Source organism: Sorangium sp. So ce185, from assembly GCF_051526825.1.
Lineage (GTDB): Bacteria > Myxococcota_A > Polyangia > Polyangiales > Polyangiaceae > Sorangium > Sorangium cellulosum_D.
Window position 1 is genome coordinate 6246590 of sequence record NZ_CP150316.1, and the last position, 25390, is coordinate 6271979.

Consider the following 25390-nt stretch of genomic DNA (forward strand, 5'->3'; position numbering starts at 1 on the left):
GCACCGCGCGCCGGAGGGTCACGGGGCGCGCTCGGCTCAGCGGAGGTTCTTCGTCGCCTGGAGCTGGTGCAGGCTCACCGCGAGGTCGACCTGACGGCGCAGATCCGAGGCGATCCAGGGCTTCGTGATGATCCGGAAGCTCGCGCTCTCCCGGGAGATCTTCTGGATCTGCTCCACGTCGGTCGGCGCGCAGACGAGCACCGGGACGTAGCTCAGCCCCTGCCGGCGCAGCTCGCGCAGCAGCGCGAGCCCGCTGAAATGAGGCATCCGGTAGTCCGCGACGACCACGGAGGGCGGCTCCTTCACCGCCGCCGCGAGCGCGCGGCGCGGATCGCCGAAGGTGCGGACCTGGTAGCCGGAGCGGAGCGCCCGGTCCATGAGGTCCAGGTTGCTCTCCTCGTCGTCGACGGCGTAGAGGAGCGTTCCTTGGCCCCGGCCACTCGAAGGTGGCGGCATGCTGCCAGAATGCGGGGCATTGCCCATCAAGCGCGAGGGTATCAGACCTCGTCCTCCCGCACCACGCGCTCAAGCCGAAGTAATCTCGGTTGCCTGACTCACGCTCAGCGCCGGACCGCGAAGCGCGCTGCGCCGCGGGGCCAGAGGGGTGGGCGCCGCGAAGCGTGGGCCAGCTCCCCACCTCGCGGCCGCGGCCAGCGTCGGGCCGCGCGCCGCGCGAGCGATCAACCTGGGCTGTCAGCGGCGTTCACGATCCCCTCCGGCGGCGTTCGGCTGTAAGAGATCAAGAGATGTCCGCTCGCGATGGATTGCTCGAGGTCGGCGCGCTCGTGGACGGCCGGTATCAGGTGCTCGGCCACCTCGGCAGCGGTGGTCATAGCGTCGTTTACGACGCGCGCCAGATCGTGACCACCCAGCGCGTGGCCCTCAAGCTGCTGCGGCCCGAGGCGCTGCGGCGCTCGCGCGAGTCCGGCTCGCAGGAGGCGCGCTTCGAGCGGGAGATGCAGGTCATCGCCCAGCTGAGCCACCCGAACATCGTCCGCCTCCTCGACGCCGGACGCCTGCCCGACGGCGAGCTCTACCTGGCCCTGGAGTACGTCGACGGCGAGACGCTGAGCGCGCGCTGCCAGCGCACGCGGGGGATCGAGCCGAACGAGGCGAAGCGGCTGATGCTCCAGGTGCTCGACGCCATCGGCTTCGCCCACGAGCGCGGCGTCATCCACCGCGACCTCAAGCCGCACAACATCATGGTCGCCGGCTCCGGCAAGCGGACGCACGTCAAGGTGCTCGACTTCGGCATCGCCGCGCTGATCGGCGAGGCCCGCGCCGCCGACTACCGCGCGCTCACGCGCACCGGCGAGTTCAACGGGACCCCGGCCTACATGGCCCCGGAGCAGCTCGTGCAGTCGACCCCGACCACAGCGGCGGACATCTACGCATGGGGGCTCACCTTTCTCGAGTGCCTGATCGGCGCGCCGGTGATGCACGAGGCGACGGTCGCCGAGGTCATCTTTCGCCAGCTGAGCCCCGAGCCGGTGCCCATCCCCCGCGCCCTCCGCGGCCACCCGCTCGGCGCGCTGCTGGCGCAGGCGACCGCCAAGTCGCCGGCGCACCGCTTCCGGTCCGCCCGCGACGCGTACGAGCTGCTGGATGGCTGTGACGTGTCGGCGATCCCGTGGCCGCTGCCTCGCGACGACGAGCGCGGCGGCTCGCCGGAGCAGCGGGCCATCGCGACGCGCGCGGTGCACGACGCCGCGGCGGACCAGGAGACGCAGCTCGTGCCCTCCGAGCCCGAGCCGCCGCCGGGCACGCAGCGCAGATCGCCCGAGCAGCAGTGGCAGGACGAGCGGCTCGGCGCAGCGCCGACGCTCGCGATCCCGGGCCGCGGCCTCGCGCCCGCCGGGCCGTCGGTGAGGCCGATCCGCAGCGCGTCGTTCCACCCCGGCGCCGCCGGCACCCAGGAGGCGCCGCTGGCCCCGAAGCTCCCCTCCTTCCCGAGCGCCGCGCCCGGGACGCGGCCGGTGACCGCCACCGGCCGCGGCGAGCGCCGCCAGCTGACCGTGCTGGTCTGCGGGCTCGCCGGCGCCGAGCGCATCGCCGACACGGTCGACAGCGAGGCGTTCCACGAGCTCGTGCAGACGTTCCAGGCCGCGTGCGCCCAGGTGATCGGGGCGCAGGAGGGGGTGTTCCTCCGCTCGCCCGGCGAGGAGACGATCGCCTACTTCGGCCACCCCGTGGCCAAGGAGGACGACGCCCTCCGCGCGGTGCAGGCGGCGCTCGATCTCGTCGAGCACATCTCCCGCCTGAACGCGCGGGAGATCGTGTCCGTGCCCCTGTCGGTGCAGGTCGGCGTGCACACCGGGATCGTCGTCGTGGCCGACAGCGACGCCGTGCCCTCGCTCGCCGGTCCGACCCTGAACGCCGCGACGCAGCTGAAGGCCCACGCCGAGCCGGGCACGGTGCTCGTCAGCCGCGCCACGCAGAAGCTCATCGAGGGCTACTACTACGTGGACGCGCTCGGCGAGATCAGCCCGAAGGGCGCGCGCCAGCCGATCGAGATCTTCGCGGTGCAGGGGCGCACGACCGCGCGGGACCGGCTCGACGCGAGGATGCACCACGGGCTCACCCCGCTCGTCGGGCGGGACAGCGAGCTCGACGAGCTCGCGGCCCGGTGGTCGCGGGCCTCGGGCGGCGCCGGGCAGGTCGTGCTGGTGACGGGCGAGGCCGGCATCGGCAAGTCGCGGAGCGTGCGCGCCTTCCGCGACCGGCTGGCCGGGACGCCGCACCTCTGGCTCGAGGCGCGCTGCTCGCCGCAGCTCCAGAACAGCGCGTTCTATGCGGTGATCGAGCTGCTCAACGCGCTGCTCGCGGGCGATCGCGACCGCGCGAGCACGCTGAGCGGCTCGGCCGCGGCGCCGAGCGAGCGCGGGGCGTCGCTCGACAAGGGCGAAGACCGGCTCAATCGGCTGGAGCAGCTGCTCGCCGAGGCGGAGGCGGGGCCGCTCGCCGTGCCGCTGCTCGCCGCGCTGCTGTCGATCCCGACCGAGGGGCGCCACCCGGCGCCGGCGCTCACCCCGCAGCGCCAGCGGCAGGAGACGATCGCCTCCCTCCTCCAGCTCTTCCTCGGGCTCGCCGATCGGCAGCCGCTCGTGCTCGCGGCCGAGGACCTGCACTGGGCCGATCCGTCGACCCTGGAGCTGCTCGGCCGGCTCATCGACGAGGGGCGGCCGTCGCCGCTGCTGCTGCTCCTGACCGCGCGCCCCACGTTCACGCCGCCGTGGCCGCTGCGATCGCACTTCACCCAGATCTACCTCGCCCCGCTCAGCGCCGACCGGATGCGGGCGCTCATCCAGCAGCTGGCCGGCGCGTACGCGTCGAGCGGCGCGTCGGCCATCCAGGCCCCGCTGCCCGACGAGGTGATCCGGACGCTGGCCGAGCGCAGCGACGGCGTCCCGCTGTTCGCCGAGGAGCTCACGCGCATGGTCCTCGAGGCGGCCGCCGCCAAGGCGGCCGCAGGGGAGGCGGCCGGCTCGCCGAGCGCGCGTAGCGGGTGGCTGAGCGCGCTCGAGACGCCGGTCACCCTCCAGCACTCGCTGACGTCCCGCCTCGACCGCCTCGGCCCGGCGAAGGAGGTCGCGCAGCTCGGCGCGGTGTTCGGCCGCACCTTCGGCTACGAGGCGCTCGAGCTCTGCGCGGGGGGCGGCGCGGGCGGCGAGCCGCTCCTCATGGCGTCGAGCCCCACGGCGCTGCGCGAGGCGCTCGCGCAGCTCGTCGACGCCGAGCTGCTCTTCCAGCGGGGGCGCCCCCCGCGCGCGACGTACACGTTCAAGCACGCGCTGGTGCAGGACGCGGCCTACCAGTCGCTGCTGCGCAGCACCCGGCAGGTGTACCACGCGCGCATCGCCGCCGTGCTCGCCGAGCGCTTCCCCGGGACGCCGCCCGAGCTGCTCGCGCACCACTACACCGAGGCCGCGCTGATCGGCCCCGCCGTCGCGGCCTGGCAGCGCGCCGGGGAGGCGTCGCTCATCTCGTCCGCGCACGCCGAGGCGAAGAGCCACCTCCGCCGCGGGCTCGAGCTCCTCAAGCAGCTGCCGGAGACGAAGGAGCGGGCGCGCGACGAGATCACCCTGCAGACGACGCTCGGCGTCCCGCTGATGATCACGCGCGGCTACGCCGCCCCGGAGGTCGAGGCGGCGTACGCGCGCGCGCACGCGCTCTGCCGCGAGGCGGGCTCCTCGCCGCAGCTCTTCCCCGCGCTGTGGGGGCTCTGGATCTTCTTCCACGTCCGCGGCGACTACGCGCTCGCGGAGCAGCACGGCGAGCAGCTGCTCGCGCTCGCCGAGAGCACGGGCGACCCGGGGATCTCGCTCGGCGCGCACCAGGCGCTCGGCGCGACGCGCTTCCTCCGGGGGCGCCTCGGCGAGGCTCGCGAGCACTTCAACAAGGTGCTGTCGATCTACGATCCCGCGCGTCACCTGCCGCTCGCCTTCCTCTTCGGCCACGACGCCGCGGCGTTCTCGCTGTCGCACCTCGCCTGGATCGCGTTCCACCTCGGCGAGCCGGAGCGGGGCAAGGCGTCGATCGACGAGGCGATCGCGCTGTGCGAGGAGCTGAACCAGCCCGTGAGCCGGGGCTTCGTCGAGCACTTCGCCGCGGTCCTGTGCTGCCTGGTCGGCGACGTCGCCGGCGCGGAGGCGCACGCGAGCGTGCTCGGCAAGCTCGCCGAGGAGGTGGGCATGCCCCACTGGGCGGCGCTCAGCCAGATCGATTTCGGCTGGGCGGCGGCGGCGCGCGCGGCGCAGGGGCCGGCCGGCGCGGAGGCGCGCGCGCGCTACGCCGAGGGCGCCGCGCGCATCCGCGGCGGCCTGACGATGCTGATGGGCGTCGGCAGCCGCGTGTCGCTGACCTACTGGCGAGCGGCGCTCATCGACGCGGAGCTCGGCGCCGGCAACGTCGACGAGGCCAGCGCCCTGCTCGACGACACGCTCGCCTTCGTCGAGAAGAGCGACGAGCGCTACTTCGAGGCCGAGCTCTGCCGGCTCGAGGGCGAGATCGCGCTCGCGCGCGGCGCGCCGACCGCCGCGGAGGCGCGGGCGCGCGCGGCGGCCTCGTTCCGGAAGGGGCGCGAGATCGCCGAGCGGCAGGGCGCGCTCGGCCTCTTGACGCAGATCTTCGATCGCCGCGGGGCGCGGGCCGACGCGGGGGACGCGCAGGAAGAGCGGTGAGGGGCGGCGCGCGCAGCGCGGCGCGACGCAGGGGGCGGAGATCCGGCAGGGGCGCGCCGGCGCGCGGCGCTAGAGATCGCCGTGGATCGGCGACGGCACCCGCCACGCGGCGATCTCGGCGTGCTGCTCGCCGTTGAAGGGCCGCTCGAGGAGCCGGGGGCAGCACTGCCGCGAGCGGAACAGCTCGAGGATGTAGCCCATGCGCTCGCTCAGCAACGCCCAGTCCTTGGCGCCGCAGCCGGCCGTCGTCTGGTCGTGGGCGTCGTACTTGAGCAGGAGCTCGTAGAGCTCGCGATCCTCGATGGTCTCGAGCTCGGCGCAGTGCAGCGGCAGGCCGGGCGGCGCGGGGAGATCGTGGCCGAGCTCGAGGATCTCGTCCGGCAGGCGCATGGTCATCATCTCCTTGGTCGCGATCGCGCGCCAGAACGCCTTCAGCTTCTCGACCTTGTCGAGGACCATCGACTGGAGCGCGTCGGGGAGGCCGACCGTGTCGACCGCGCAGCGGACGGGAGCGTTGAGCGCCCGCGCGATGTACGGCTGGAGCCGCACCTGCTCGTGCAGCCCGACGCGCGCGTTGGCGAGGAGGATGAGCTCCGCCTTCTTGTCCTTGTCCTCCGTGAGCATCGCGTCGTGGTAGTGCTCCATGGCGCTGCGGAGCAGCCCCTGCCCTCCGTCCGTGGACGGCCCCCGCTCCAGCCCCTCGAGCAGCTCCGCGAGCTCCTTCTCCCCCGGCCGTGCGCAGCCCCGGTAGAGCTGGATCATGCGGGCGAAGAGCGGCCCGAGCTCCTCGAACACCTTGAGGTTGCCGAGCGCGATGTCCGCGCTGAGCTCGGACAGGATCCGCTCCGGCAGCTCCATGAGCCCGAACCCCTGCCCCCACCAGGGCGAGATCAGCTCGACGGCGCTGAGCCGCCACGCGCTCGCCCGCTCCGGCTCGCCCTGCCCGCGCCGCCTGAGGAGGCGCGGCACGACCGCCTCCCGCTCCTCGTCGTCCGAGAGGATCAGCCACCGGAGCACCGACGGCACCTCCTCGTTGCGGATGAACCTCCCCGCGGTCTTGGAGGCCCACGTGGCGAACGTGCACCAGTGGGCGTTGCCGCCGCCGAGCAGCCTCACGAGCTCCGCCGAGATCTCGTAGTAGCACTGCGTGATGAGCAGGTTGCGCAGCACCGGCTGATCCGAGAGCGCGATGACCTCGTGCACCCTGTCGAGCAGCGAGGCCGGCTCCGACGTCTCGGCGAGCGTCCCCCTCGCGGCGATCCGCGTCGAGCGCTCCACCACGCCGCTCCGCGTCACGCGGGGCGCGTGAAGCGGCGCCTCCGTCGTCAAGGTGAGAGGGGGCAGGTAGGCGGCGTCGTGGAAGTGCGCGGCGTGCTCGCTCGCTGGTATGGCAGCCATCAGCGGCTTTACAGGGGTCGTCATTCTCCCGTGCTATCTCCAAGTGATGCCAGATGTCCATACCTGTCCATAAGTCCATCCCTCGAAGGACAGCTGGCTCACCGGGTATCGACAGAATGCTGCTACGGCGGCTGAACGCGCGGTTCCCTCTTGCGCCGCGTCAAGCACGCGGCGCAGCAACGTGACGGCGCGCGGCGATCGCCGCCGTCAGGGCGATGGCGCGGGCGGCGCAGCGGAGGTGGGGACGTCCGTCGCGAGCGCGCTCGCGCCGCGTACGCCGCCGGGGCCGCCGCGGGGCCACGTCGTGACGCTCACCCGGTGCTCGCGGCCGAAGGTCCGCGCGACCACGGCGCGCACGTCGGCCGGCTCGACCTCCTCGAGCGCGCGCAGGAGCCGCGGCAGGCTGCCCGGATCGAGCGCGGCGCGCAGCCGCAGCTCCGTGATCGGCCGCGGGGACGCGGGCGGCGGCGCGCCGGCGGCGCGGCGCGCGAGCTCCTTCTCCAGCTCGATCTTGAGCAGCGCCTTGGCGAGGGCGAGCTCCTTCCAGGTCGGCCCGGACGTGGCGAGCGCCGCGAGCTCGGCGTCGAGGCGCTGCTCCAGCTCGGCGGCGCTGCGCGACGGAGCGGGCGTGAGCTCCACCGCCGCCACGCTCGCCTGCGCGCCGAGCGACAGCCGCCCGGTCACCTCGGACGCGAGCTGCCCTTCGGTCACGAGCGCCTTCGCGAGCCGCGCGACGCGCGGGCCGGTGAGGATCTCCATCGCCACGCGGAGCGGCGCCTCGTCCGCGCCCCCCTCCGGCGGCGCGATCCAGCCGTAGAGCAGCCGCGGCGACGGCACCGCGTCCTCGAGGACGATCCGATCCTCGCGCGGGTGCGGCCCGATCGGCCGCTCCGGCTCGGCGGCGACGCGCTGGAGCGAGCGCGCGAGCGCCTGCTCGACCGCCGCGCGCGAGACGTCGCCGGAGAGCGCGATCGTCGCCTGGGCCGCGGCGCGCTCGCGCCGGAGCGACTCGGTGAGCAGGAGCTCGCTGGCCGCGCCCGCGTCGGCGCGCGCCCCGAGCAGCGTGCCCTCGAGCGGGTGGCCCGCGGGGAACAGCGCCTCCCCGAGCGCGAGCCACGACGGGCCGTACGGCGCCCGCTCGAGCGCGCGCCGCGAGGCCGCGCTGGCCTGCCTCCGGAGCTCGGCCACGCGCCCCGCGCTCGCCTCGTCGAGCAGCATCCGGAGCCGCGCCGCGACAAGGTCGACGCCGACCTCGAGATCGCGCGGCGGGACGGTGATCGCGACGCGCGCCTCGCTGGCGAGCGCCGGCCCCGCCGCCCCGGCGTCGCCCGCGGACCGCGCCGGCACCGCGACGGACGCGCTGATCGAGACGAGCGGCGCCGCGGGGTCCTCCCGGAGGTCGACCGCGATGCCGTTCGGGAGCCGGAAGCGCTGCACCTGCTCCAGGCCGAGCCCGGCGAGCAGGCCGATCTGCTTCTCGATCGCCGCCTCTCGGCCCTTGAGGGCGCGCCGCGCGCCCGGGCCCTCGAGGGCGTCGAACGGCGACGCCGGGGCGAGGCGGCCGCTCCGCAGGCCGAGCGGATCGTCCTCGAACGCGGGGCGGAAGCCGACGTCGCCGCCGATCATCACGATCGGGAGCTTGGCCTCCAGCGCCTCCGGGTTGCCGAGGAGCGGCATCGGCGCCGGCGCCTGGCCCGGCGGGGTGAAGAGCGGGAGCCGGTTCCGGCCGAGCGACACGGGGCGGGGCGGCAGCGACCCGTCGCCCAGCGCGAGCTCCCCGCCCGCGCCGCGCGGCGGCAGCGCGGCGGCCGCGCCGGCCAGGCCGTCGCCCTCGTCCTCGTCGAGCTCCTCGTGGTCGAGGTACGCCGGGAAGAGCGCCATCGCGCGCGCGACGCGATCGGCGGGCAGCGCGATCAGGTGGTCGGCGCGGCCCGGCGGGACGCGGTCGCGCAGGAGCTCGGGGTTGTGCTCGCGCAGCGCGGCCGTGGAGATGCCCGCGGCGCGCGCGATGGTGCGGAGCCGCGTCCCCGGCGGCACCGCGACCTCGCCGAGGTCGAGCGGCGCGAGCGGCGCGACGTCGGGCAGGTCGAGCCCGAAGCGCGCGCGGTTCGCCGCGACGATCGCGAACGCCACGATCTGCGGCACGTAGTCCGCGGTCTCCTTGGGGACGGCGCCGGCCTGCGCGAGCTCGGCGAGCCCGACGGGCCCGCGGGCCTCGGGATCGCGCTCCGCCGCGACCTTCGCGAGCGCGCGGAGGACGCCCTCGTGGCCGAAGTTGTACGCCGCGAGCGCGAGATCCCAGCGGCCGAAGCGCTCGTAGAGGTCGCGCAGGTGCGCGGTCGCGGCGTCCGTGGCGCGCGTGAGGCTCATGCGCGCGTCGATCCACTCGGACTGCTCCAGCCCGTAGGCCTCGCCGGTCCTCGGCATGAACTGCCAGAGCCCCGCCGCGCCGGCCGGCGAGACCGCCCGCGGATCGAAGCCGCTCTCCACCGCCGCGACCCAGAGGAGGTCCTCCGGGAGGCCCGCCTCGCGGAGCGAGCGCTCGATGATCTCGCGGTACGCGCCGGCGCGCCGGAAGCGGCGCTGGAACACGGCGCGCCCCTCGTCCGACTGGGCGAAGAAGCGGACGAACCGCATCGTGCGGCGCGTGAGCGGGACGTCGAGATCCGACATCGCCAGCGTGGACAGCGTCGCCCCGTCGGGGTCCTCGAGATCCTCGTCCGTCGCGGCCTGGAACTCGCGCACGAGGAGCGCCGTGACGGCGGGCGGCGCGTCGTCGGCCAGCGCCGGCGGAGCGCACGCGAGCGCCGGCGCGACGTCGGTCGACGCGCCCGCGCGCGCGCGATCGAGCAAGCCGGGATCGCGGAAGGCGCGGTACGCCGCCGAGAAGGACGCGCGCAGCGAGGGCGCCTGGCCGACGGCCGCGCCTGACATGCAGATCAGCGCGCCGAGCCCGGTCCACAGAGCGGCTCGCCGTGCCCAGCTCATCAACGCCGATCTTGCTCCGAAACCGCCCGCCGGCGCTACGGCAAAGCGCGGAGACCGCGGCGGCGATGTGCGCTGCTCGCCAGCGCGCGCCCTGCCGGGGCGCGCCATCCCTGCGCCTCCGCGGCGGCTCCGTCCCCTTCCCTTCCGGTCCAGGTTCCCTCCCCGGCCCGATTCCCGCAGTGGTGCTAGCCACCTGGGCCCGGGCGAGCTAGCAAGCGTCGGCGATGCGCTCGTCCCACGCCGCTCCCCCTGCAGAGAAGGCCTCTCGGCTCGGCGAGGTGCTCGACTTCATGAAGCTCCTGTGGGCCGTCGATCACGGCCTGCAGTCGACGTCGAAGCGCATGGAGGCGAAGATGGGCGTGACGGGCCCGCAGCGGCTCGTCATCCGCATCGTCGGGCGCTACCCCGGGATCTCCGCGGGGCAGCTCGCCGAGATCATGCAGCTGCACCCGAGCACCCTCACGGGCGTGCTCAAGCGGCTGCAGGAGCGCGGCATCATCGAGCGCCGGGCCGACCCGAAGGACGGCCGCCGCGCGCTCCTGGGCCTCACCGCGCGCGGCCGCGAGCTCGACAGCCTCCGCACCGGGACGGTGGAGTCGGCCGTGCGGCAGGCCATCAAGGCGATGCCGCGGCGCAAGCTCGAGGCCGCGCAGGATGTGCTCGCGGCCGTCGCCGAGGCGCTGCAGCCGCAGCCGGCCGACGAGTAGCGTCTCCGGCCGGATCGGCGCGCGCCGCGCGCGTTCCAGCGGGGGCAGCGCCGATCGGCGCGCGCCTGGCCGGCGCGGCAGCCGCGAGGCGCAGGCGCCGCGCCGCGGGGGAGCGAACGGCGGTTCGCGCCCGGGAGCGCCGCGCGATCTGCGCGAACGCGCGGCTCCGCCGCGACCGGCCGAGCCCGCGGACATCGAACGGAGGAGCAGCGGTCGTCCGGCACGGCAACCCGCCTCCCGCCGCCCCGAGGCGGCGGGAGCCGCCGCGCGGACCCGCGACCCGGGGCCTTCGGTGCGGCCTCCGCCCGGCGCGCGCCGCGCCGAGGGCCTCTCATCACCACGACGGGGGAACAATGAAGCACTGGGTTCATGGCGCGATCAGCGCGGCGATCATCGCCGCGGCGTGGGGCTGCGGCTCCGGAGGACGAGGCGGCGGAGCCGACACGGGGGGCGGCGGCGGCGCGGGCGGCGAAGGCACGGGGGGCAGCGGAGCAGCGACGGGCGGCGGGGGGACCGGGAGCCACGCCGCGGCCTGCACGATCACGTCGCGAGGCCTGGAGGTGAGCAGCGGCCGCGGGACCACGCCCGCGATCGCGGGGACCGGGGCGGGGTACGCCGTCGCCTGGCAGGAGCGAGGGGCCGACGAGGGCGACATCCACCTCGCGGTGATCGACGCCGACGGCAACAAGCTGCGGGAAGAGGCGATCGCGGCGGGCCCCGGCGTCTCGAGCCACCCGAGCGTCCAGCGCGACGGAGAGGGCCTGCTCGTCGTCTGGCAGGACCAGGACGGCACGGGCAGCGTCGTGCGCGGCCGCCGCGCGACGCTGGAGGGCGTCCCCGAGGGCGCCGCCTTCGACCTCGTCGAGAGCAGCGCGGCCGAGTCGTGGCCCATCGCCGCCGCGGGCCGGGACGGGATCGTCGTCGCCTGGATGGACGCGGGCGGCTCGCTGGTCAGCTCCCTCGAGCGCGGCGCGCTGGGCAGCGCGACGCCGCTGGACCAGGCGAAGTTCCCCGCGGTCGCGACCGACGGCGAGCGGACGGCGCTCGCCTGGAGCCAGGGCGACGCGCTCTTCTTCGCCCGGCCGCGCCAGGGGAGCGCGCCGCTCGACCGGATCGCGCACCAGGGCGTCGACGCGAAGCTGACGCGCGTCGCGCTCGGCGGCGACGACGCCTTCGTCGTCTGGGAGGACACCCGCGCCGGCGCCGAGCAGATCCGCGCGATCCGGATCTCCGCGCAGGACGAGGTGTCCCGCGAGGCCGTCGTCTCCCCGGGCGACGGCAGCGCGAACTGGCCGGCGCTCGCGTGGACCGGGCGCCACCTGGCCGTCGCGTACTACCAGTTCCGCGACGGCCCCGCGGCCGTGTTCGTGGCGCTGCTGAACCGCGATCTCTCGCCCGCGGGCGCCGAGCTCAAGGCGAGCGGCGACACGCCCGGCCGGTACCCGGCGCTGGCCTGGACCGGCCAGGAGCTCGGCATCGCCTACGCGGAGCCGGACCAGGGCATCCGCCTCTCGCGCGCCAGCTGCAAGTAGCCGGCGGCGCGCCCGCTCGCCCCCTCCCCGCCGCGCCGCCGGAGGCCGCCCGCCTCCGGCCGCGGCGCGCCCAGCCCGCCGCCGGCGGCGGCGCGACCGGCCCGCCCCCGGCGGCGCAGGACGGCCGCCCGCGCCGGCCCGGATCGAACCCTGCAACCGCCCCCGGGGTGGCCGTTCTCCCCTGCGCCCTTGCGATCCTAATCTGCACAGCCGTGCTCGGCGCCTACGCCGTGCGCGTCGCGCGCCACGGTCGGCCCGCGATGCCGCGGCTCGGCGCCTCTCCGGGGAGCGCGCTGCTCCCCGGCCCGGTCGTCGAGGCCTTCTACTGGTCGTTCCACGCTCCCGCCCGGGCGCTCGTGCGCCTCCGCGTCTCGCCGGACACCCTCACCTACCTCTCGCTCGCCCTGTCGCTCGCCTGCGCGCCGCTGCTCGCGGTCGGCCGCTTCCGCGCCGGCGCCGCGCTGCTCATGGCCGGCGCCGTCCTCGACGCGCTCGACGGCATGGTGGCGCGCGAGGGCGGCAAGGCGTCGCGCGCCGGCGCCGTGCTCGACTCGTGCCTCGACCGCGTGTCCGACGCCGCGCCGCTCATCGGCCTCGCCGTCTTCTACCGCCATCACGCCGTCGCGCTCGCGATCCCGCTCGTCGCCATGGTCGCCTCGTCGCTCGTGAGCTACGCGCGCGCCAAGGCCGACGTCTACCGCGTCGCGCTGCCGAGCGGGCTCATGCGCCGGCACGAGCGGCTCGCCTACCTCGTCGCCGCGCTCGTCTTCGGCCCGGCCGTGCCGGCCTCGCCGCTCACCGGCGCGCTCCCCTTCCCGATCGCGCTCGCCTGCGTCGCCCTCGTCGCGGGCGTCGGGCTCGCCGCCGGCCTGCGGCTCGTGCAGCGGACGCGCGCCGCCCTCGCGGCCGCCGACGCGGCGCCGCCGACCGGGCCGCGGGCGACGGCGCGCCCCGAAGGAGAGCGCCGGCGCCTGCTCGGCGACGGCAAGGCCACGAGCGCGCCGCTCTGATCATGCTCCGGCGCGCGCGCGCCCGCTGGGGCGCATTCTCCTGGCTGCAGGCGCTCTCCTGGCTGCCGGCGCGCTCCTGGCTGCCGGCGCTGCCGTGGCTCGCCTACGTCGCCCTCCTCGCGCCGCGCGGCGCCGCGCGCTGGGACCACCTCGCCGTGGCCGCCCTCGCCGCGACGAGCGTCTGCGCGGGCGAGCGCTCGCGCCGGTTCTTCCTGAGCGCCCTGCCCTTCTTCCTGCTGTTCCTCGCGTACGACGGCATGAAGCAGCTCGACGGCGGGCTCGCCGCGCCGGCCCACGTCCTCGGCTGCGAGCTGCGCGCGGCCGAGCTCGCGCTCTTCGGCGTGGAGATCGGCGGCCGCCGGCTCACGCCGGGCCAGCTGCTCGCCGGGCTGGAGCGGCCCGCGCTCGACCTGCTCTGCGCCCTCCCGTACGGCGGCTACGTGCTCGTGATGGTGGGGCACTGGCTCCACCTCTACCGGAGCGAGGCCCTCGCGGCGCGGAGGTTCGCCTGGCTCGCGTTCGCCACGCACCTCCTCGGCCTCGCCACGTACCGCCTCTTGCCGGCCGCGCCGCCCTGGTACGTCGAGGCCCACGGGTGCGCGCTCGATCCGGCCGCCCAGAGCTCCCCCGCCGCGCTCGCGCGCGTCGACGCGATGCTCGGGATCACCTACTTCCGCGACCTCTACAGCCGCGGCGCGACCGTCTACGGCGCGCTGCCGTCGCTCCACGTCACCTACCCGCTCTACGGGCTGCTCGCGACCTTCCGCCGGGCGAGCGCGCCGTCGCTCGCCCTCCAGCTCGCCTACGCCGCGCTCATGCTGTTCGCGGCGCTCTACCTCGCCCACCACTGGCTCATCGACGCGCTGCTCGGCTACGCCTACGTCGCGCTCGCGTGGGCGCTCGTCCTCCGGGCCTTCCCCGACCGGGGCGGCTCGGATCAGGCGGGCTGCGCCTTGCCGCCGCTCGCCGAGACGTCGGGCTCCCAGAGGATCTCGGGCGTGCCGAGGAGCGCGGACGCCCAGCGGCTCCAGACGAAGAGCGCGTCGCTCAGGCGGTTCAGGTAGCCGACCGCCAGCGGATCGGCGTGGCCCGCCTGCGCGAGGCGCACGCAGCAGCGCTCGGCCCGGCGGCACACCGTCCGCGCCACGTGGAGGTCCGTGTTGAGCCGCGAGCCGCCCGGGAGCACGAACGAGCGCAGCGGCGCCAGATCGGCCTGGCAGCGGTCCATCTCGGCCTCGAGGAGCTCGATCTCCGCCTGCGTCACGCGGGGCTGCTTCGGGTGCACGTCCTCGGGGAGCGTCGCGAGGATCGAGCCGAGGTTGAAGAGCTCGTGCTGCACGCGGAGCAGCGCGCGCCCGAGGTCGTGGAGCCGGACGACGCTCGCGGGGGGCGCGCCCGGCAGCAGCTCCATCAGCGTCTGCCGCGCGGCCCCGACCAGCGCGTTGAGCTCGTCGACCGTGCCGTAGGTCTCGATCCGCGCGTCGTCCTTCGGGACGAGCTGCCCGCCGACGAGCCGGGTCTGCCCGCCGTCGCCCTGCCGGGTGTAGACGCGGTTGATCGTGATCTTCGGCGCGCTGAAGACCCGCCCGCTGTTGTCCTCGGCCCCGGCCCGGGCAGCGCCCGTCCCGCGCGTATCGTCGTCGCTCACGGGGATTTCACGTAAAGCGAGCGCCTGCGCGGGTCAAGGAACCGCGCAGGCGGGGCGGCATTGACGATCCTCGGCGGGGAGTGGAACAGTCCTGTCCCTATGCGCTCCCCCGGGCCGCCGCTCCGCCGTTCGTTCCCCGCCGTCCTCCTGCTCGCCGCGCTCCCCGTCGCGTCCGGCTGCGCCGCCGAGCCCGCCCCGCGGCCCGCGCCGAAGCCCGCCGTCACGGCCGAGACGGCGCGCATCGCCGAGAGCCAGCGGCTCTACGACGAGGCGAGCCGCGCGCTGTCCGACAAGCGGTACGAGGACGCGCGCGCCCTGCTCGACAAGGCGAGCGGCCTCGGCGTCGACTCGCACCGCTACCAGATCGGCGAGCTGCGCGACAAGCTCGACCGGCGCGAGGCGAAGGTCCGGGCCAGCGAGGCCGCCGAGCTGCTCGATCGGCAGGACTGCGAGGGCGCCTTCGCCGCGCTGTCGTCGCGGATGGACGCGCTGAAGAGCGAGGCGTTCGCGCACGAGGCCCGGCGGCTCGTGGCCTCGCAGGCCGCGGCGTGCGCGAGCGGGAAGATCGACGCGGCGACCACCGCCGGGAAGTTCGCGGAGGCGCGCGCGTTCATCGCGGCGGCGCCGACGCGGGCGGTCCTCGGCGACGAGGCCGCGGATCGGCTCGCGGCGGAGCTCGACGCCACGATCACCGAGGCGCTCTACGGGCAGCTCGAGGCCGACATCACGGCCGGGCGCTGGGCGAGCGTCGTCGAGAAGATCGACGCCGCCGTCAAGCGGGGCGACGCCTCCGAGGAGCAGGGGCGCACGGTGCTCGCGCGCGCCCGCGGCGCCGCGACGCCGCGGCTGACGGAGCTCGCCGGCAAGGCGGTCGGCGCGCAGGACGCGGCCGCCGCGCTGGCGCAGCTCGACGCGACCATCGCGCTGCTGCGCTGGGAGGCGCCCGCCCGGGAGACGGCCGACCTGCCCGGGAGCAACGCGCTGCCCGAGGCGCTCGCGCGGAAGCGCTCGGCCCTCGCGGCCTGGGTCGAGGCGATGCAGGTCCGGATGAAGCCGATGAAGAGGCCCGAGAAGCGCTGGTCGCACGGCACGATCGCGGTCGCGCCCGCCTCCGACAGCGACGGCGAGCCGAAGCACAGCCTCCCGCCCTCGACCCCCGTCTGGGTCCTCGGCCAGACCAAGGATCGCGCCCTGGTGACCGCGGTCGAGCCTGCCACGGCCGTGCTCACGGCAGCGCTCGAGCTCGCGATCGGCTGGGCGCCGCTGCCGCGCCTCGCCCGGGAGCCGACGGCCGACTGGCTCCCGCCGAACGATCAGCTGAAGGGCGAGCGCGTGTGGGGCCCGCTCCGGGAGAAGCAGCCGACGCTCGAGCTCGGCGTCGTGAGCGACGTCCAGGGCGCCGACATCCTCGTCCGGCGGCTCGCGGACGACGTGGAGGTCAAGGTCCAGCGCAAGCAGCTCCGCAGCGGGCGCCTCGCCCCGGGCACGAAGGTCCTCGCCCTCTGCAAGTCGGAGAACGAGCCCGCGACGATCGTCGACGTCCCGCCCGCGGGCCGGGTCGCGCGCATCGAGTGCGAGGGGGGCGCGCAGAAGGAGGAGCCGCTCGCCTCGCTCCGAGCGAGGCCCGACCTCCTGCCCCGCACTCGTTAGGGTGCCTCTCGGCCAGCAGAAAACCCGCCCCCGTCCGTCCGTCGTTGACTCGTAGCGCCGCGCACCTAAGTCTCCCTATCCCTGAGGAGCCACGATGCCTACGACCTATAGCGACCTCATCTCCGACGTCCGCAAGTCCATCCGCGAGCTCTCGCTGAGCGAGCTCAAGCGCCGCCTCGACGACAAGGTCCCGATGGTGCTCCTGGATGTGCGCGAGAAGGAGGAGTACCGCGCCGGCTTCATCCCGGGCGCGATCTCGATCCCGCGCGCCTTCCTGGAGATGCAAGTGGAGCAGAAGCTGCCGGACAAGTCGGCGCACATCGTGGCCTATTGCGCCGGCGGCACGCGCTCGGCGCTCGCCGCGAAGACGCTCCAGGAGCTCGGCTACACCAACGTGGAGAGCGCCAACCCGGGCTTCGTCCGCTGGAAGGACCTGAGCTACCCGGTCGAGCTGCCGCCCAACCTCACCGAGGCGCAGCGGGATCGGTACTCGCGCCACCTGCTCCTGCCCGAGGTCGGCGAGGCGGGGCAGGCCAAGCTGCTCGCCTCCAAGGTCCTCCTCCTCGGCGCCGGCGGCCTCGGCAGCCCGGCCGCCCTGTACCTGGCCGCCGCCGGCGTGGGGACGCTCGGCCTCGTCGACGCCGACGTCGTCGACAACTCGAACCTCCAGCGGCAGATCCTCCACGCGACCTCGCGGGTGGGCATGCCCAAGGTCGACAGCGCCGAGACGGCGATCCGCGACCTGAACCCCGACGTGAAGGTCGTGAAGTTCCAGGAGCGCGTCGACAGCTCCAACGTCGACCGCATCTTCGACCAGTTCGACATCATCGTCGACGGGTGCGACAACTTCCCGACCCGCTACCTCGTGAACGACGCCTCGGTCTTCAAGAAGAAGCCGGTCGTCCACGGGTCGATCTTCCGCTTCGAGGGCCAGGTGACGACGTTCATGCCGGGCGTCGGCCCCTGCTACCGGTGCCTCTACCCCGAGCCGCCGCCCCCGCACCTCGCGCCGAGCTGCCAGGAGGCGGGCGTGCTCGGGATCCTCCCCGGTATCATCGGCATCATCCAGGCCACCGAGGCGGTGAAGCTGATCCTCGGCCAGGGGACGCCGCTCATCGGCCGGCTCCTCACCTACGACTCGCTGCGGATGAAGTTCGGCGAGCTCAAGCTGCGCCGCGACAAGAGCTGCCCGGCGTGCGGCGAGTCGCCGACCATCACCAGCTACATCGACTACGAAGGCTTCTGCCTCATCGGCTGATCGCCGCGCGACGGCGCGGCGATCAGCCGCACACGAACCGCCGCCCGCCGGGCCGCGCCGCCCGGCGCGGCCTCCGCGGCGTCACGACGGGTACTGCATCACGGTGTTCTTCTCGGGCCGCTCGATGCGCTCCACGCGGCTCGTCACGACCTGCCGCTCCTGCCCATCGGGGTCCACCTGCGTGAAGTAGATGGGGGAGCCGACGCGCGCGTTGTGCGGCTCCGGGATCACGACGCCGTTCGGGTTGATCCGGACCGCGCCCTGGAGCTTCAGGTGCAGCGCGAGGTGCGACGTCCTGAACTTCCGCGCCGCCCGGTCGCGCACGGCGACGCAGACTTCGTCGCGGACGTGGTACTCCGTGTTGCGGGTGATGAAGACGCGGTGCCTGCGGCGCTCGTTGCCCGTGTAGCTCATGGTCGCTCGTCGCTCCTTCGCGCCCCTCGGCGCGGCGCGCATCGTGGCAAGGCGCGCCGCGCATGGCCAAGTTCGTCGCCGACGCGCGGCCCCCTGCGTCCCGCACGAAAGCGGGTGCCTCCGCAACTTTGTGCGGATCTCCGCGGGCTTTTGGGAAGCCGCGTCCGGCAATGCCACGATCGCGATCGGAATGTCTCGCAGCGAGCGTCTCCCCGGTCCCGGTCTGGCGAAGGTCAAGCGACCTCCGCTCCTCCAGCGGCGTCACGTCGAGCTCGTGGCGTGCTCGGCGGGGCGCCTTCACGCCCTGTTCGACGGCGCCGACGTGGTGAGCGAGGGCAGCACGCGCAGCGAGGGGGGCGCGCTCGTGTATTACGGGTCGACCAGCCTGCTCGTCGCGCTGCCGCCGGACGCGCCGCTCGCGGCGCCGCTCGACCGAGCGCTCGCGCTCGACCCCCACCTCCGGCTGCGGGCGCTCCGCGTCGCGCAGCGCGAGGCGGCCGCGCGGGCGGGCGGCCCGCTCGGGCCGATGCACGCCGAGATCCGCTGCGGGCTCGCGCCGCGCGCGGCGGCGGTCTCGTTCGCGCTGACCGTGGACGTCACGGCGCGCGTGCTGCTCACCACGGACAGGACGGCGCGCGCGTGATCACTGTGATCGTCACTGAAAGCAAAAATGCACCCCGAGCGCCGCGCGCCGGCGCAGCGCCGCGGCGACCGCTCGCGCCCTCCGCCGCGTGCCCTCTTGACGCGCGTGCCCACGTGAAGAACGGGAGCGCTCCGGCTCGAGGCGGGGTAGGCTCCACACGGCGCGCTCTGCTTCTGTCGATCCTCGGCGCGGAGCCCGCGACGCTGCGATGAGCAAGAAGGACCGTTCCGCCTCCGGCGATTCCGACAAGGTGATCCACGTCGTGTTCGGCCCTGGTGGAGGGCGGGTGTCCGAGCCCCCGCCCCCCCTGCGGACCGGCGAGCCGGAGGCGCCGCAGCCTGCGCCCGGCGCGCGCGAGCCGGTCACCGACATGTTCACCGGCACCGAGGTCGCGCGGCTGCTCGGCATCTCGCCCGGGCGACTGCGCTCGCTCGATCGCGCCGGCATCGCGCCGCCGAGCGGCCGCCGGCGCGGGCGGCGCGCGTACACCTTCTCGGATCTGATCGCCCTCCGCGCCGCGCGCGATCTCATCGCGCGCAAGGTGCGCCTGCGCGACGTCGCGCGGGCGATCGACAACATCCGCGCCGCGCTGCCCAAGGTGACGCGCCCCCTCGCCGAGCTCCGCGTCGCCTTCGACGGCAAGGCGGTCGTGGTCCGGAGCGCGTCGGGCGCGTTCGAGCCGCTCACCGGGCAGATGGTGCTCGACTTCGAGGTGAAGGAGCTGCGCGACGACGTCGTGCGCGTGCTCCGCCCGCGGGTCGGCAGGGATCGCGCGCGCACGGCCTACGAGCTCTACATGCAGGCCAGCCAGCTCGACGAGGATCCGGCGACGATGGACGAGGCGGAGGCGCTCTACCGCCGCGCGCTCGAGATCGACCCCTGGCTGGCGATCGCGTACACGAACCTCGGCAACATCTGCTTCCGGCGCAACGCCGAGGAGCAGGCCGAGGCGCTCTACCTGAAGGCGCTCACCCTCGACGCGGCGCAGCCCGAGGCGCAGTACAACCTCGGCTACGTGATGCTGGAGCGCGGCCGGGCGGCCGAGGCGATCCGGTACTTCCGCGGCGCGATCGAGAGCGATCCGCGCTTCGCGGACGCCTATTACAACCTCGCGATGGCGTACGAGCAGATCGGCGATCCGACGAAGGCGCGCCCGTGCTGGCGCCGGTACCTGGAGATCGAGCCGACCGGCACGTGGGCCGAGATCGCGCGCCGGCACCTCTGACCGGCGCGCCGCGGGGTGGATCGATCGGGCCGCTTTTCCGGCATACTGCGGGCCGCATGGACCAGCAGGGCGCACCGCTCGGCGCGGCAAACCACCCCCCTGGCGGCTATCCGCCGGGTGGAGCCCCTCCCGGCGGCTACGGCCCTCCCGGCGGCTACGGCCCTCCCGGCGGCTACGGCCCTCCCGGCGGCTACGGCCCTCCCGGTGGCCATGGTCCTCCCGGCGGCCATGGTCCCCCTGGCGGCCACGGTCCTCCGGGCGGCTACGGCCCGCCCGGCGGCTACGGTCCGCGCCCGCAGGCGTTCGGCCCCGCTCCGGGCGGCTTCGGCGGCGCGCCGGTCGGGCCCCCGCCGCGGCGGTCGAACCTCGCGCTGATCCTCGGCATCGGCTGCGGGGCCGTCTTCCTGCTCTGCATCCTCGCGGGCGCGGTGCTCATCTACTTCTCCACGGGCGTCACCGCCCGCGAGATGGCCAGGCTCCCCGAGCCGCTGCCCACGGCGCCCGTCGCCGATCCCCCCGCCGACGCGGCCGCGGAGCGAGGCGTGCTCCGCGCCGAGATCCGCGACGTCCGGAGCTTCCCGGCGCGCGCCGGGAAGCTCCTGCATTTCGTCGGCGAGATCCACAACACCGGCACGGTGGCCATCGGCTCCCCGAGCGCGAAGGTCACGCTCTACGGCGCCGGCGACGTCGCCCTCCTGAGCGGCGACTGCGCGACCCAGGTGCGCCTCTTGCCGCCGGGCGAGAAGGTCCCTTGCGCGTTCGCCGCCCCGCGTCCCCCCGGGCTCGCCACGTTCAAGGCCGAGGTCGCCCCCGCGCCCGCCACGTTCCGGGGGAAGCTGGCCAAGCTCAACATCGCGGACACGAAATTCACGCCGACGCGCGGGCAGAGCCCGTACCAGGTGGCCGGCAGGATCACGAACGAGTCCGCCTTCGCGGCCCGGTCCGTGCTCGCGATCGTCTCGCTCTACGGCGCCGACGGCAAGATCGTCAGCGTCGGTCAGATCCCCGTGGCGGGCGGCGATCTCGCCCCGTCGGCGAGCGGCGAGTTCGCGGCGAGCATCGTGGATGTCGCCGACGCGCCCGCGACGTGGCAGGTGTTGGCGGTCGGATACAGCGAGTGAGCGCGGGCGGATGCAGCGGCGCGCTCGCGCGCCAACTTACGGAGAGGTGAACGAGATGAGCGACGTGGGATCGGCCCGGCGGGCCAAGGACGAGCTCAAGGCCAAGATCGCCGGCGAGCCGTGGTGTGTCGGCGTCGGGGTCGAGCGAGAGGACGGGGTCGGCTTCATCGTCCGCGTGAGCGTCCGGTCCGGAGGGGCCGAGGCAGCGCGCGCGGCCATCCCGCAGCGGATCGGCGGCGTGCTGATCAAGGTGATCGAGAACGACCCCTGAGCACGGCCGATCCGCGCGCTCCGAAGTATCGCCAGGCCGCGCAAACCGTGTAAGCTGCGCGCCTCGTGAACGAGCGCAACCTCTCCCGCCGACTTTCCACGAGCATCGTCGATGCGCTGAAGGCTCACGGGCACATCCTCGTGGCCAGGGGCGGCGCGACCGCGCTGGCGCGCGAGCTCGAGGACAAGATGTCCGCGGACATCGCGGCCATCGCGCCCCGGCTCGAGCCGTGGGCCCTCGTCGACGGGGAGGTCACGACCACGTTCGGCACCGACGAGATCGACGACCAGGTCGAGGAGCTCGTCGCGAGCCTGACGAGCACGCTGATGGACTCCGAGCACGTCGAGGACATCTTCACCGAGGACAACGTGATCAAGCGCGACGTCTTCCGTGTGATGCGCGACGCGCTGCTCGGCCCGCGGCCCGAGCTCGGCCTCGAGGACGACGGCCCGGTGCAGGTGCGGCTCGACACGCTCGGGTACGTCGCCTCGACGGTCGGCAAGCGCGCGCCGGCGGAGGTGCTGCGCGAGTCGCTGGCGCGCGCGGCCCAGAGCGCCGGCGGCAAGCTGACGTCGTACGATCCCGAGCTCCGCGAGGCGACGTTCTCGCTGGGGAGCAGCGACCCGGACGCCCGGCTCGAGATCGAGGAGGCGGTGGCCGACGAGCTCTCCGATCTCGTCGAGGCGAAGGTGGTGACGCTCCCGATGCTGGAGCGCCGCTTCGAGCTGCAGCGCAAGGTCGACCCCGGCGCGCGCGCCGGCCTGCGCCAGCGGATCGACGCCATCGCCTCGAGGATGCTGCGCGAGGGCGGCTGCGCCGCGTCGTGGGAGATCGCGGGCGACCGCGTTCTCCGGCTCAAGCTCACCCCGCTGTCCGAGCAGGACGCGCTCGAGGTCGACAGCCACATGACGGAGTTCACGCGCGACGTCGCCGCCCTGCTCGGCGAGCCGCTCGGCGCGCCCGGCGCGGCGAGCAGGCCGGCCGCCGCCCCGCAGCGCGGCGAAGCCCCGGCGTCGCGGCACCGCGAGCCCGCGCCGCAGCCGGTGCGCGCGGACGACGACCTCGAGGAGGACGGCGTCGACGAGGACGACGATCTCGAGGACGACGATCTCGAGGACGAGGACCTCGACGACGAGGAGCTCGACGACGAGGGGGACGCCGAGGACCTCGACGACGAGGAGCTCGAGGACGAGGGCGAGGAGCTCGAGGACGAGGGCGAGGAGCTCGAGGACGAGACGCCGTCCAAGAAGCTCGCCGCGCGCGGGAAGCCCCGCAAGCCGGCCGAGCCGGCGTCCGAGCGGCCCGCGGCGAGCAAGCCCAGGGCCGCGGCGGCGCGGGGCGCGAAGAAGGCGCCGGCGAAGAAGGCGGCCGCGGCGACGAAGAAGGCGCCCGCGTCGGAGCGGGCGGCGACGGGGAAGACCGCGGCGACCGCCGCCAAGAAGGCGGCGAAGGCCCCCGCCGCCAAGAAGTCCTCGCCCGCCCCCGCCAAGAAGGCGGCGAAGGCGCCGGCGAAGAAGGCGGCGGCGAAGAAGCGCTGATCGCCCTCAGCGGGCCCGGTTCCGGTAGACCAGGATCACCGGCACGCCGTCGAGCCCGGCGATGTGATCCGGGCTCGTGGTCCCGAACGCGACCCACGCCTGGTACGCCTGCCCGAGCATGTGCTTCTCGTGGTGGTACAGGGCGAAGTCCGCGCCCGCGGCCGCCCCGACGCCGCGGATGTCCTTTCGCAGGCGCCCGTCGCGCAGCAGCATGTCCCACGCCTGGCCGGCGGTGTCGTGGATGTACACCGTCCCCCGGGGCGGGACGTGCTCGTTGAGGTAGTCCACGACCGCGCCCGTGGTGTAGCCCCAGAAGGTGCGGTTCAGCCCGAGGCTCGCCGCGCCGGGCGCGCCGCCGACCAGCGGCGTGTAGGCCGAGAGCGCCCACGGGTGCGCGTGCAGCGTCTCGGCGATGGGCGCCGCGACCACCGCCGCCCCGAGCAGCGCCGGGACCAGCGGCCCGCGCGCCGCGGCGGCGAGCGCGGCCCCCGGCGCGGAGGCGCCGGCGGTCGCGCCGGCGCCGCGCCGGGCGACGAGCAGCGCGCGGAGCCCGACGCGCGCGCGCCTCACCGCGGCGGAGAACGCGGCGCCGGCGAACAGGGCGATGAACGGATAGGCCGTCATCCAGTGCTTGGTGCCGCCGAAGATCGGCGTGCTCGGCGAGAGCCACGCGCCGTAGACGGCGGCGATGGCGAGGAACCAGAGCAGCGCCGTGCCGCCGGCGTCGGGCGGCGGCGGGCGGAGGCGCGCGGCGATCGCGCGGGCGGCGGCGAGCCTCCCGCTCTCGGGCGCGAGCCGCGCCGCCGCCCGCGCGAGCGGGTAGACGAGGCGCTCGCGCGCGGCCGCGCAGAGCCCCGCGGCGAAGAGGCAGAGCGTCACGGCGGGCACCGTCGCCGCCGTCATCAGCGGCGCGTAGGCCCTCGGCATCGGCGGCGTCCAGTAGTTTTGGCCGAGGAACTCCATGTTGTAGTACTCGTGGTTCAGGTGGAACGACGCGTACTCGCGCAGGCGCGCGAGCGTGTCGCGCCAGATCCACGGCCAGAGCGCGTAGAAGACGAGCGGGCCGATCGTCGCCATCGCGGCGAGCGCGGCGACCGAGCGCCGGGCTCCTCGCGGCGGCGCCGGCGCGGCCTCCGCCGCCGCCGGGCGCGCGACGATCCGCTCCCGGAGCTCCAGCGCGGCGGCGTGCGCGACGCAGACGATCGGCAAAAACCACGAGTTGTGCTTGGTGTCGAGCGCGAGGCCGAAGGCGATGCCGGTGAGCACGGGCCAGAGCGCGCCGCCGTCGCGCAGCGAGCGCCAGTACGCGTAGGCGCACGCGGCCCACACGGTCACGATCGGCGCGTCGAAGCACGCGAGGTGCGCGTGGTAGAAGTACCGCGGCAGCATCGCGAAGAGCACGGCCGCGGACGCGCCGGCGAGCCGATCGCGCGCCTGCGTTCCCCAGAGGTACACGAGCGCGACCCCGGCGCCCGAGAGCGCCATCGCCGGGAAGCGGTAGCTCGTGCCTTCCATGGCGAAGAGCCCGAGCCGCTTCTGCAGGAGCAGGTTCGACAGCGCGAACAGCGACTTGATCAGGCCGGGGTGCTCGTGGTTCACCGACCAGGCGGCGTCGACGACCTCCGGGCGGAGCGCGGCGCGGGGCGCCTCGAGGAGCGCCTGGAACCACGCGCCGTAGCGGTTCGCGGCGAAGAAGTAGAACCCCTCGTCGCGCGCGTAGCCGAGATCGCCCGCGGTCGCGAGCAGCAGGGCGACGTACGCCGCCGCGAGCGCGATCGCGACGAGCCCGTCGGCGGGCGCGAGGGGCGCCGTTCGCTTCATCGGGTGTCGGCCTCGAAGCAGTAGTGGCGGTGCGTGTAATCCGCGGACCTCACGGCGAACTCCACCTCGGCGTTCGCCGCGCCCGCGTGGGCCGCGAGCGGGAACTCGAACGCCGCCCACCCGTCGCCGTCGTGGTGCGTCGCCTCGCCCACGGTCTCGCCGTTCACGCGCACGGACAGCGTGACCGGCGCGCCCTGCCGCTCGCGCTCGATGATCCAGTACATGCCCGCGTGCCCCCGGATCACCGAGCCGAGCGGCACGTCGCGGAAGCGCGTGACGATCTCGCCGTCCCTGGGCGGGTGCGACCAGATGCACCGGCGCGGGCGGAACTCCTCGTCGGCGATCACCGTCACCCCCACGTTGAAGAACGGGCCGCCCGGGCACTCGAAGCGCTCCGCGGGGAACGTCGGGTGGCCGCCGAGGCCGCCGGCGGCGATCCGCGCGCGCGGGTTCCAGCGGCACGCGGCGGGCGGATCGGTGACGCGCGCGTCCGCCGACGCGGGCGCGACGTGATCGACGAAGTCGTAGACGACGCGCGCGGGCGACGGGTTCACGAGGCGCCGGAGCACGAAGCGGCCGTGCTGCTGCCGCGCCTCCTCGCGGAAGCCCGCGAGCTCCTCGGCGCGCTGCCCGAGGACGCTGATCTCCACGGCGGCCGCGTACCGGCTCTCGTCGGGCCGCGCGGCGTCGCGCAGGGGCATCAGCGCGTCGCCGAGCGCGCGGCGCGCCGCCGGATCGGCCCACGCGGGCGCCACGACCACGAGGTCGCCGGGCTGCCTCATCGCCTCGAGGGGCGCCTTCACCTCGCGCCATGCGTCGAAGCCCGGCGCGCGCTCGCTGAAGTGGACGTGCGCCGCGAGCTCGCCGAGGCCGAGCGCGGGAAGGCCGACGAGCGCGAGCAGGCCGAGGGCGCGGCGCCGCCCGCGCGTGCTCGCCGACCGGCGCGCGGGCGGGGTCGTCTGTTGCGGTTGCGCCGCGGTCATGGC

General features: G+C 75.0%; 18 protein-coding genes and 1 pseudogene. 12 read left to right on the top strand and 7 right to left on the bottom strand.

Going from position 1 to position 25390, the window contains the following annotated elements:
* Positions 1-36: 36 nt before the first annotated feature.
* Positions 37-456 (bottom strand): response regulator, encoded by a 420-nt coding sequence (locus WMF26_RS22910; RefSeq protein WP_237245555.1) that lies wholly within the window; start codon positions 454-456, stop codon positions 37-39.
* A gap of 290 nt (positions 457-746) precedes the next feature.
* Here WMF26_RS22910 and WMF26_RS22915 point away from each other — a divergent pair, with 290 nt between their 5' ends.
* The gene (locus WMF26_RS22915) at positions 747-5180 is read left to right on the top strand and encodes a protein kinase domain-containing protein (protein ID WP_438002032.1); all 4434 of its coding nucleotides are present in this window, start codon (positions 747-749) and stop codon (positions 5178-5180) included.
* A 69-nt stretch (positions 5181-5249) separates the two neighbouring features.
* Here the strand turns inward: WMF26_RS22915 and WMF26_RS22920 are convergent, their stop codons facing one another.
* Together WMF26_RS22920 and WMF26_RS22925 are read right to left on the bottom strand one after the other, a co-directional pair.
* Positions 5250-6602 carry a hypothetical protein gene (locus WMF26_RS22920; protein ID WP_438002033.1) on the bottom strand — a complete coding sequence of 451 codons (1353 nt, stop codon included), beginning with the start codon at positions 6600-6602 and terminating at the stop codon, positions 5250-5252.
* A 183-nt stretch (positions 6603-6785) separates the two neighbouring features.
* Positions 6786-9566, bottom strand: coding sequence for a transglycosylase SLT domain-containing protein (locus WMF26_RS22925; RefSeq protein WP_438002034.1), 2781 nt, complete (start codon positions 9564-9566; stop codon positions 6786-6788).
* A gap of 224 nt (positions 9567-9790) precedes the next feature.
* Here WMF26_RS22925 and WMF26_RS22930 point away from each other — a divergent pair, with 224 nt between their 5' ends.
* The 4 genes and pseudogenes from WMF26_RS22930 to WMF26_RS22945 form a co-directional block, all read left to right on the top strand.
* Complete coding sequence (locus tag WMF26_RS22930) at positions 9791-10273, top strand: MarR family winged helix-turn-helix transcriptional regulator (protein WP_061625553.1); 483 nt, start codon at positions 9791-9793, stop codon at positions 10271-10273.
* Between the two features lie 353 nt (positions 10274-10626).
* Positions 10627-11805 (top strand): hypothetical protein, encoded by a 1179-nt coding sequence (locus tag WMF26_RS22935; protein WP_438002035.1) that lies wholly within the window; start codon positions 10627-10629, stop codon positions 11803-11805.
* Positions 11806-12017: 212 nt separating this feature from the next.
* Entirely contained in the window at positions 12018-12815 is a 798-nt protein-coding gene (locus tag WMF26_RS22940; protein WP_438002036.1) for a CDP-alcohol phosphatidyltransferase family protein, read from the top strand.
* Positions 12816-13072: 257 nt separating this feature from the next.
* Positions 13073-13705, top strand: a pseudogene (locus WMF26_RS22945) (phosphatase PAP2 family protein); the annotation flags it as partial.
* Between the two features lie 47 nt (positions 13706-13752).
* Here the strand turns inward: WMF26_RS22945 and WMF26_RS22950 are convergent.
* On the bottom strand, positions 13753-14463 hold the full coding sequence (locus WMF26_RS22950) for a cob(I)yrinic acid a,c-diamide adenosyltransferase (protein ID WP_438002037.1): 711 nt from the start codon (positions 14461-14463) through the stop codon (positions 13753-13755).
* 99 nt (positions 14464-14562) lie between these two features.
* Between WMF26_RS22950 and WMF26_RS22955 the strand changes: the two genes are divergently transcribed.
* Positions 14563-16113 (top strand): hypothetical protein, encoded by a 1551-nt coding sequence (locus WMF26_RS22955; RefSeq protein ID WP_438002038.1) that lies wholly within the window; start codon positions 14563-14565, stop codon positions 16111-16113.
* Between the two features lie 94 nt (positions 16114-16207).
* The gene (moeB, locus tag WMF26_RS22960; RefSeq protein ID WP_020736552.1) at positions 16208-17371 is read left to right on the top strand and encodes a molybdopterin-synthase adenylyltransferase MoeB; all 1164 of its coding nucleotides are present in this window, start codon (positions 16208-16210) and stop codon (positions 17369-17371) included.
* Between the two features lie 81 nt (positions 17372-17452).
* On the opposite strand, the gene WMF26_RS22965 is transcribed toward moeB, so the two are convergent.
* Positions 17453-17785 carry a hypothetical protein gene (locus WMF26_RS22965; RefSeq protein WP_437339139.1) on the bottom strand — a complete coding sequence of 111 codons (333 nt, stop codon included), beginning with the start codon at positions 17783-17785 and terminating at the stop codon, positions 17453-17455.
* A gap of 190 nt (positions 17786-17975) precedes the next feature.
* Here WMF26_RS22965 and WMF26_RS22970 point away from each other — a divergent pair, with 190 nt between their 5' ends.
* From WMF26_RS22970 to WMF26_RS22990, 5 genes are all read left to right on the top strand, one after another.
* On the top strand, positions 17976-18428 hold the full coding sequence (locus WMF26_RS22970; protein WP_061628896.1) for a hypothetical protein: 453 nt from the start codon (positions 17976-17978) through the stop codon (positions 18426-18428).
* Positions 18429-18636: 208 nt separating this feature from the next.
* On the top strand, positions 18637-19653 hold the full coding sequence (locus WMF26_RS22975; RefSeq protein ID WP_061628897.1) for a tetratricopeptide repeat protein: 1017 nt from the start codon (positions 18637-18639) through the stop codon (positions 19651-19653).
* Positions 19654-19709: 56 nt separating this feature from the next.
* Positions 19710-20774: a hypothetical protein gene (locus tag WMF26_RS22980; protein WP_438002039.1), complete on the top strand. Its 1065-nt coding sequence runs from the start codon at positions 19710-19712 to the stop codon at positions 20772-20774.
* A gap of 55 nt (positions 20775-20829) precedes the next feature.
* Positions 20830-21045 carry a hypothetical protein gene (locus WMF26_RS22985; protein ID WP_061628901.1) on the top strand — a complete coding sequence of 72 codons (216 nt, stop codon included), beginning with the start codon at positions 20830-20832 and terminating at the stop codon, positions 21043-21045.
* A 65-nt stretch (positions 21046-21110) separates the two neighbouring features.
* A complete protein-coding gene (locus WMF26_RS22990; protein WP_438002040.1) occupies positions 21111-22583 on the top strand; it encodes a hypothetical protein in 1473 nt (490 codons plus the stop codon).
* A 6-nt stretch (positions 22584-22589) separates the two neighbouring features.
* On the opposite strand, the gene WMF26_RS22995 is transcribed toward WMF26_RS22990, so the two are convergent.
* Together WMF26_RS22995 and WMF26_RS23000 are read right to left on the bottom strand one after the other, a co-directional pair.
* A complete protein-coding gene (locus tag WMF26_RS22995) occupies positions 22590-24404 on the bottom strand; it encodes an ArnT family glycosyltransferase (protein ID WP_438002041.1) in 1815 nt (604 codons plus the stop codon).
* A complete protein-coding gene (locus tag WMF26_RS23000) occupies positions 24401-25387 on the bottom strand; it encodes a hypothetical protein (RefSeq protein ID WP_438002042.1) in 987 nt (328 codons plus the stop codon). The genes WMF26_RS22995 and WMF26_RS23000 overlap by 4 nt, the downstream gene beginning before the upstream one ends.
* Between the last annotated feature and the right edge of the window lie 3 nt (positions 25388-25390).

Coding starts and splice junctions, on each gene's coding strand:
- WMF26_RS22980 (WP_438002039.1), top strand. CDS start 19,710: ATGGACCAGCAGGGCGCACCGCTCGGCGCGGCAAACCACCCCCCTGGC.
- WMF26_RS22930 (WP_061625553.1), top strand. CDS start 9,791: ATGCGCTCGTCCCACGCCGCTCCCCCTGCAGAGAAGGCCTCTCGGCTC.
- WMF26_RS22975 (WP_061628897.1), top strand. CDS start 18,637: ATGAGCAAGAAGGACCGTTCCGCCTCCGGCGATTCCGACAAGGTGATC.
- WMF26_RS22915 (WP_438002032.1), top strand. CDS start 747: ATGTCCGCTCGCGATGGATTGCTCGAGGTCGGCGCGCTCGTGGACGGC.
- WMF26_RS22965 (WP_437339139.1), bottom strand. CDS start 17,785: ATGAGCTACACGGGCAACGAGCGCCGCAGGCACCGCGTCTTCATCACC.
- WMF26_RS23000 (WP_438002042.1), bottom strand. CDS start 25,387: ATGACCGCGGCGCAACCGCAACAGACGACCCCGCCCGCGCGCCGGTCG.
- WMF26_RS22955 (WP_438002038.1), top strand. CDS start 14,563: ATGCGCTCCCCCGGGCCGCCGCTCCGCCGTTCGTTCCCCGCCGTCCTC.
- WMF26_RS22995 (WP_438002041.1), bottom strand. CDS start 24,404: ATGAAGCGAACGGCGCCCCTCGCGCCCGCCGACGGGCTCGTCGCGATC.
- WMF26_RS22970 (WP_061628896.1), top strand. CDS start 17,976: ATGTCTCGCAGCGAGCGTCTCCCCGGTCCCGGTCTGGCGAAGGTCAAG.
- WMF26_RS22925 (WP_438002034.1), bottom strand. CDS start 9,566: ATGAGCTGGGCACGGCGAGCCGCTCTGTGGACCGGGCTCGGCGCGCTG.
- WMF26_RS22985 (WP_061628901.1), top strand. CDS start 20,830: ATGAGCGACGTGGGATCGGCCCGGCGGGCCAAGGACGAGCTCAAGGCC.
- WMF26_RS22935 (WP_438002035.1), top strand. CDS start 10,627: ATGAAGCACTGGGTTCATGGCGCGATCAGCGCGGCGATCATCGCCGCG.
- WMF26_RS22920 (WP_438002033.1), bottom strand. CDS start 6,602: ATGACGACCCCTGTAAAGCCGCTGATGGCTGCCATACCAGCGAGCGAG.
- WMF26_RS22910 (WP_237245555.1), bottom strand. CDS start 456: ATGCCGCCACCTTCGAGTGGCCGGGGCCAAGGAACGCTCCTCTACGCC.
- moeB (WP_020736552.1), top strand. CDS start 16,208: ATGCCTACGACCTATAGCGACCTCATCTCCGACGTCCGCAAGTCCATC.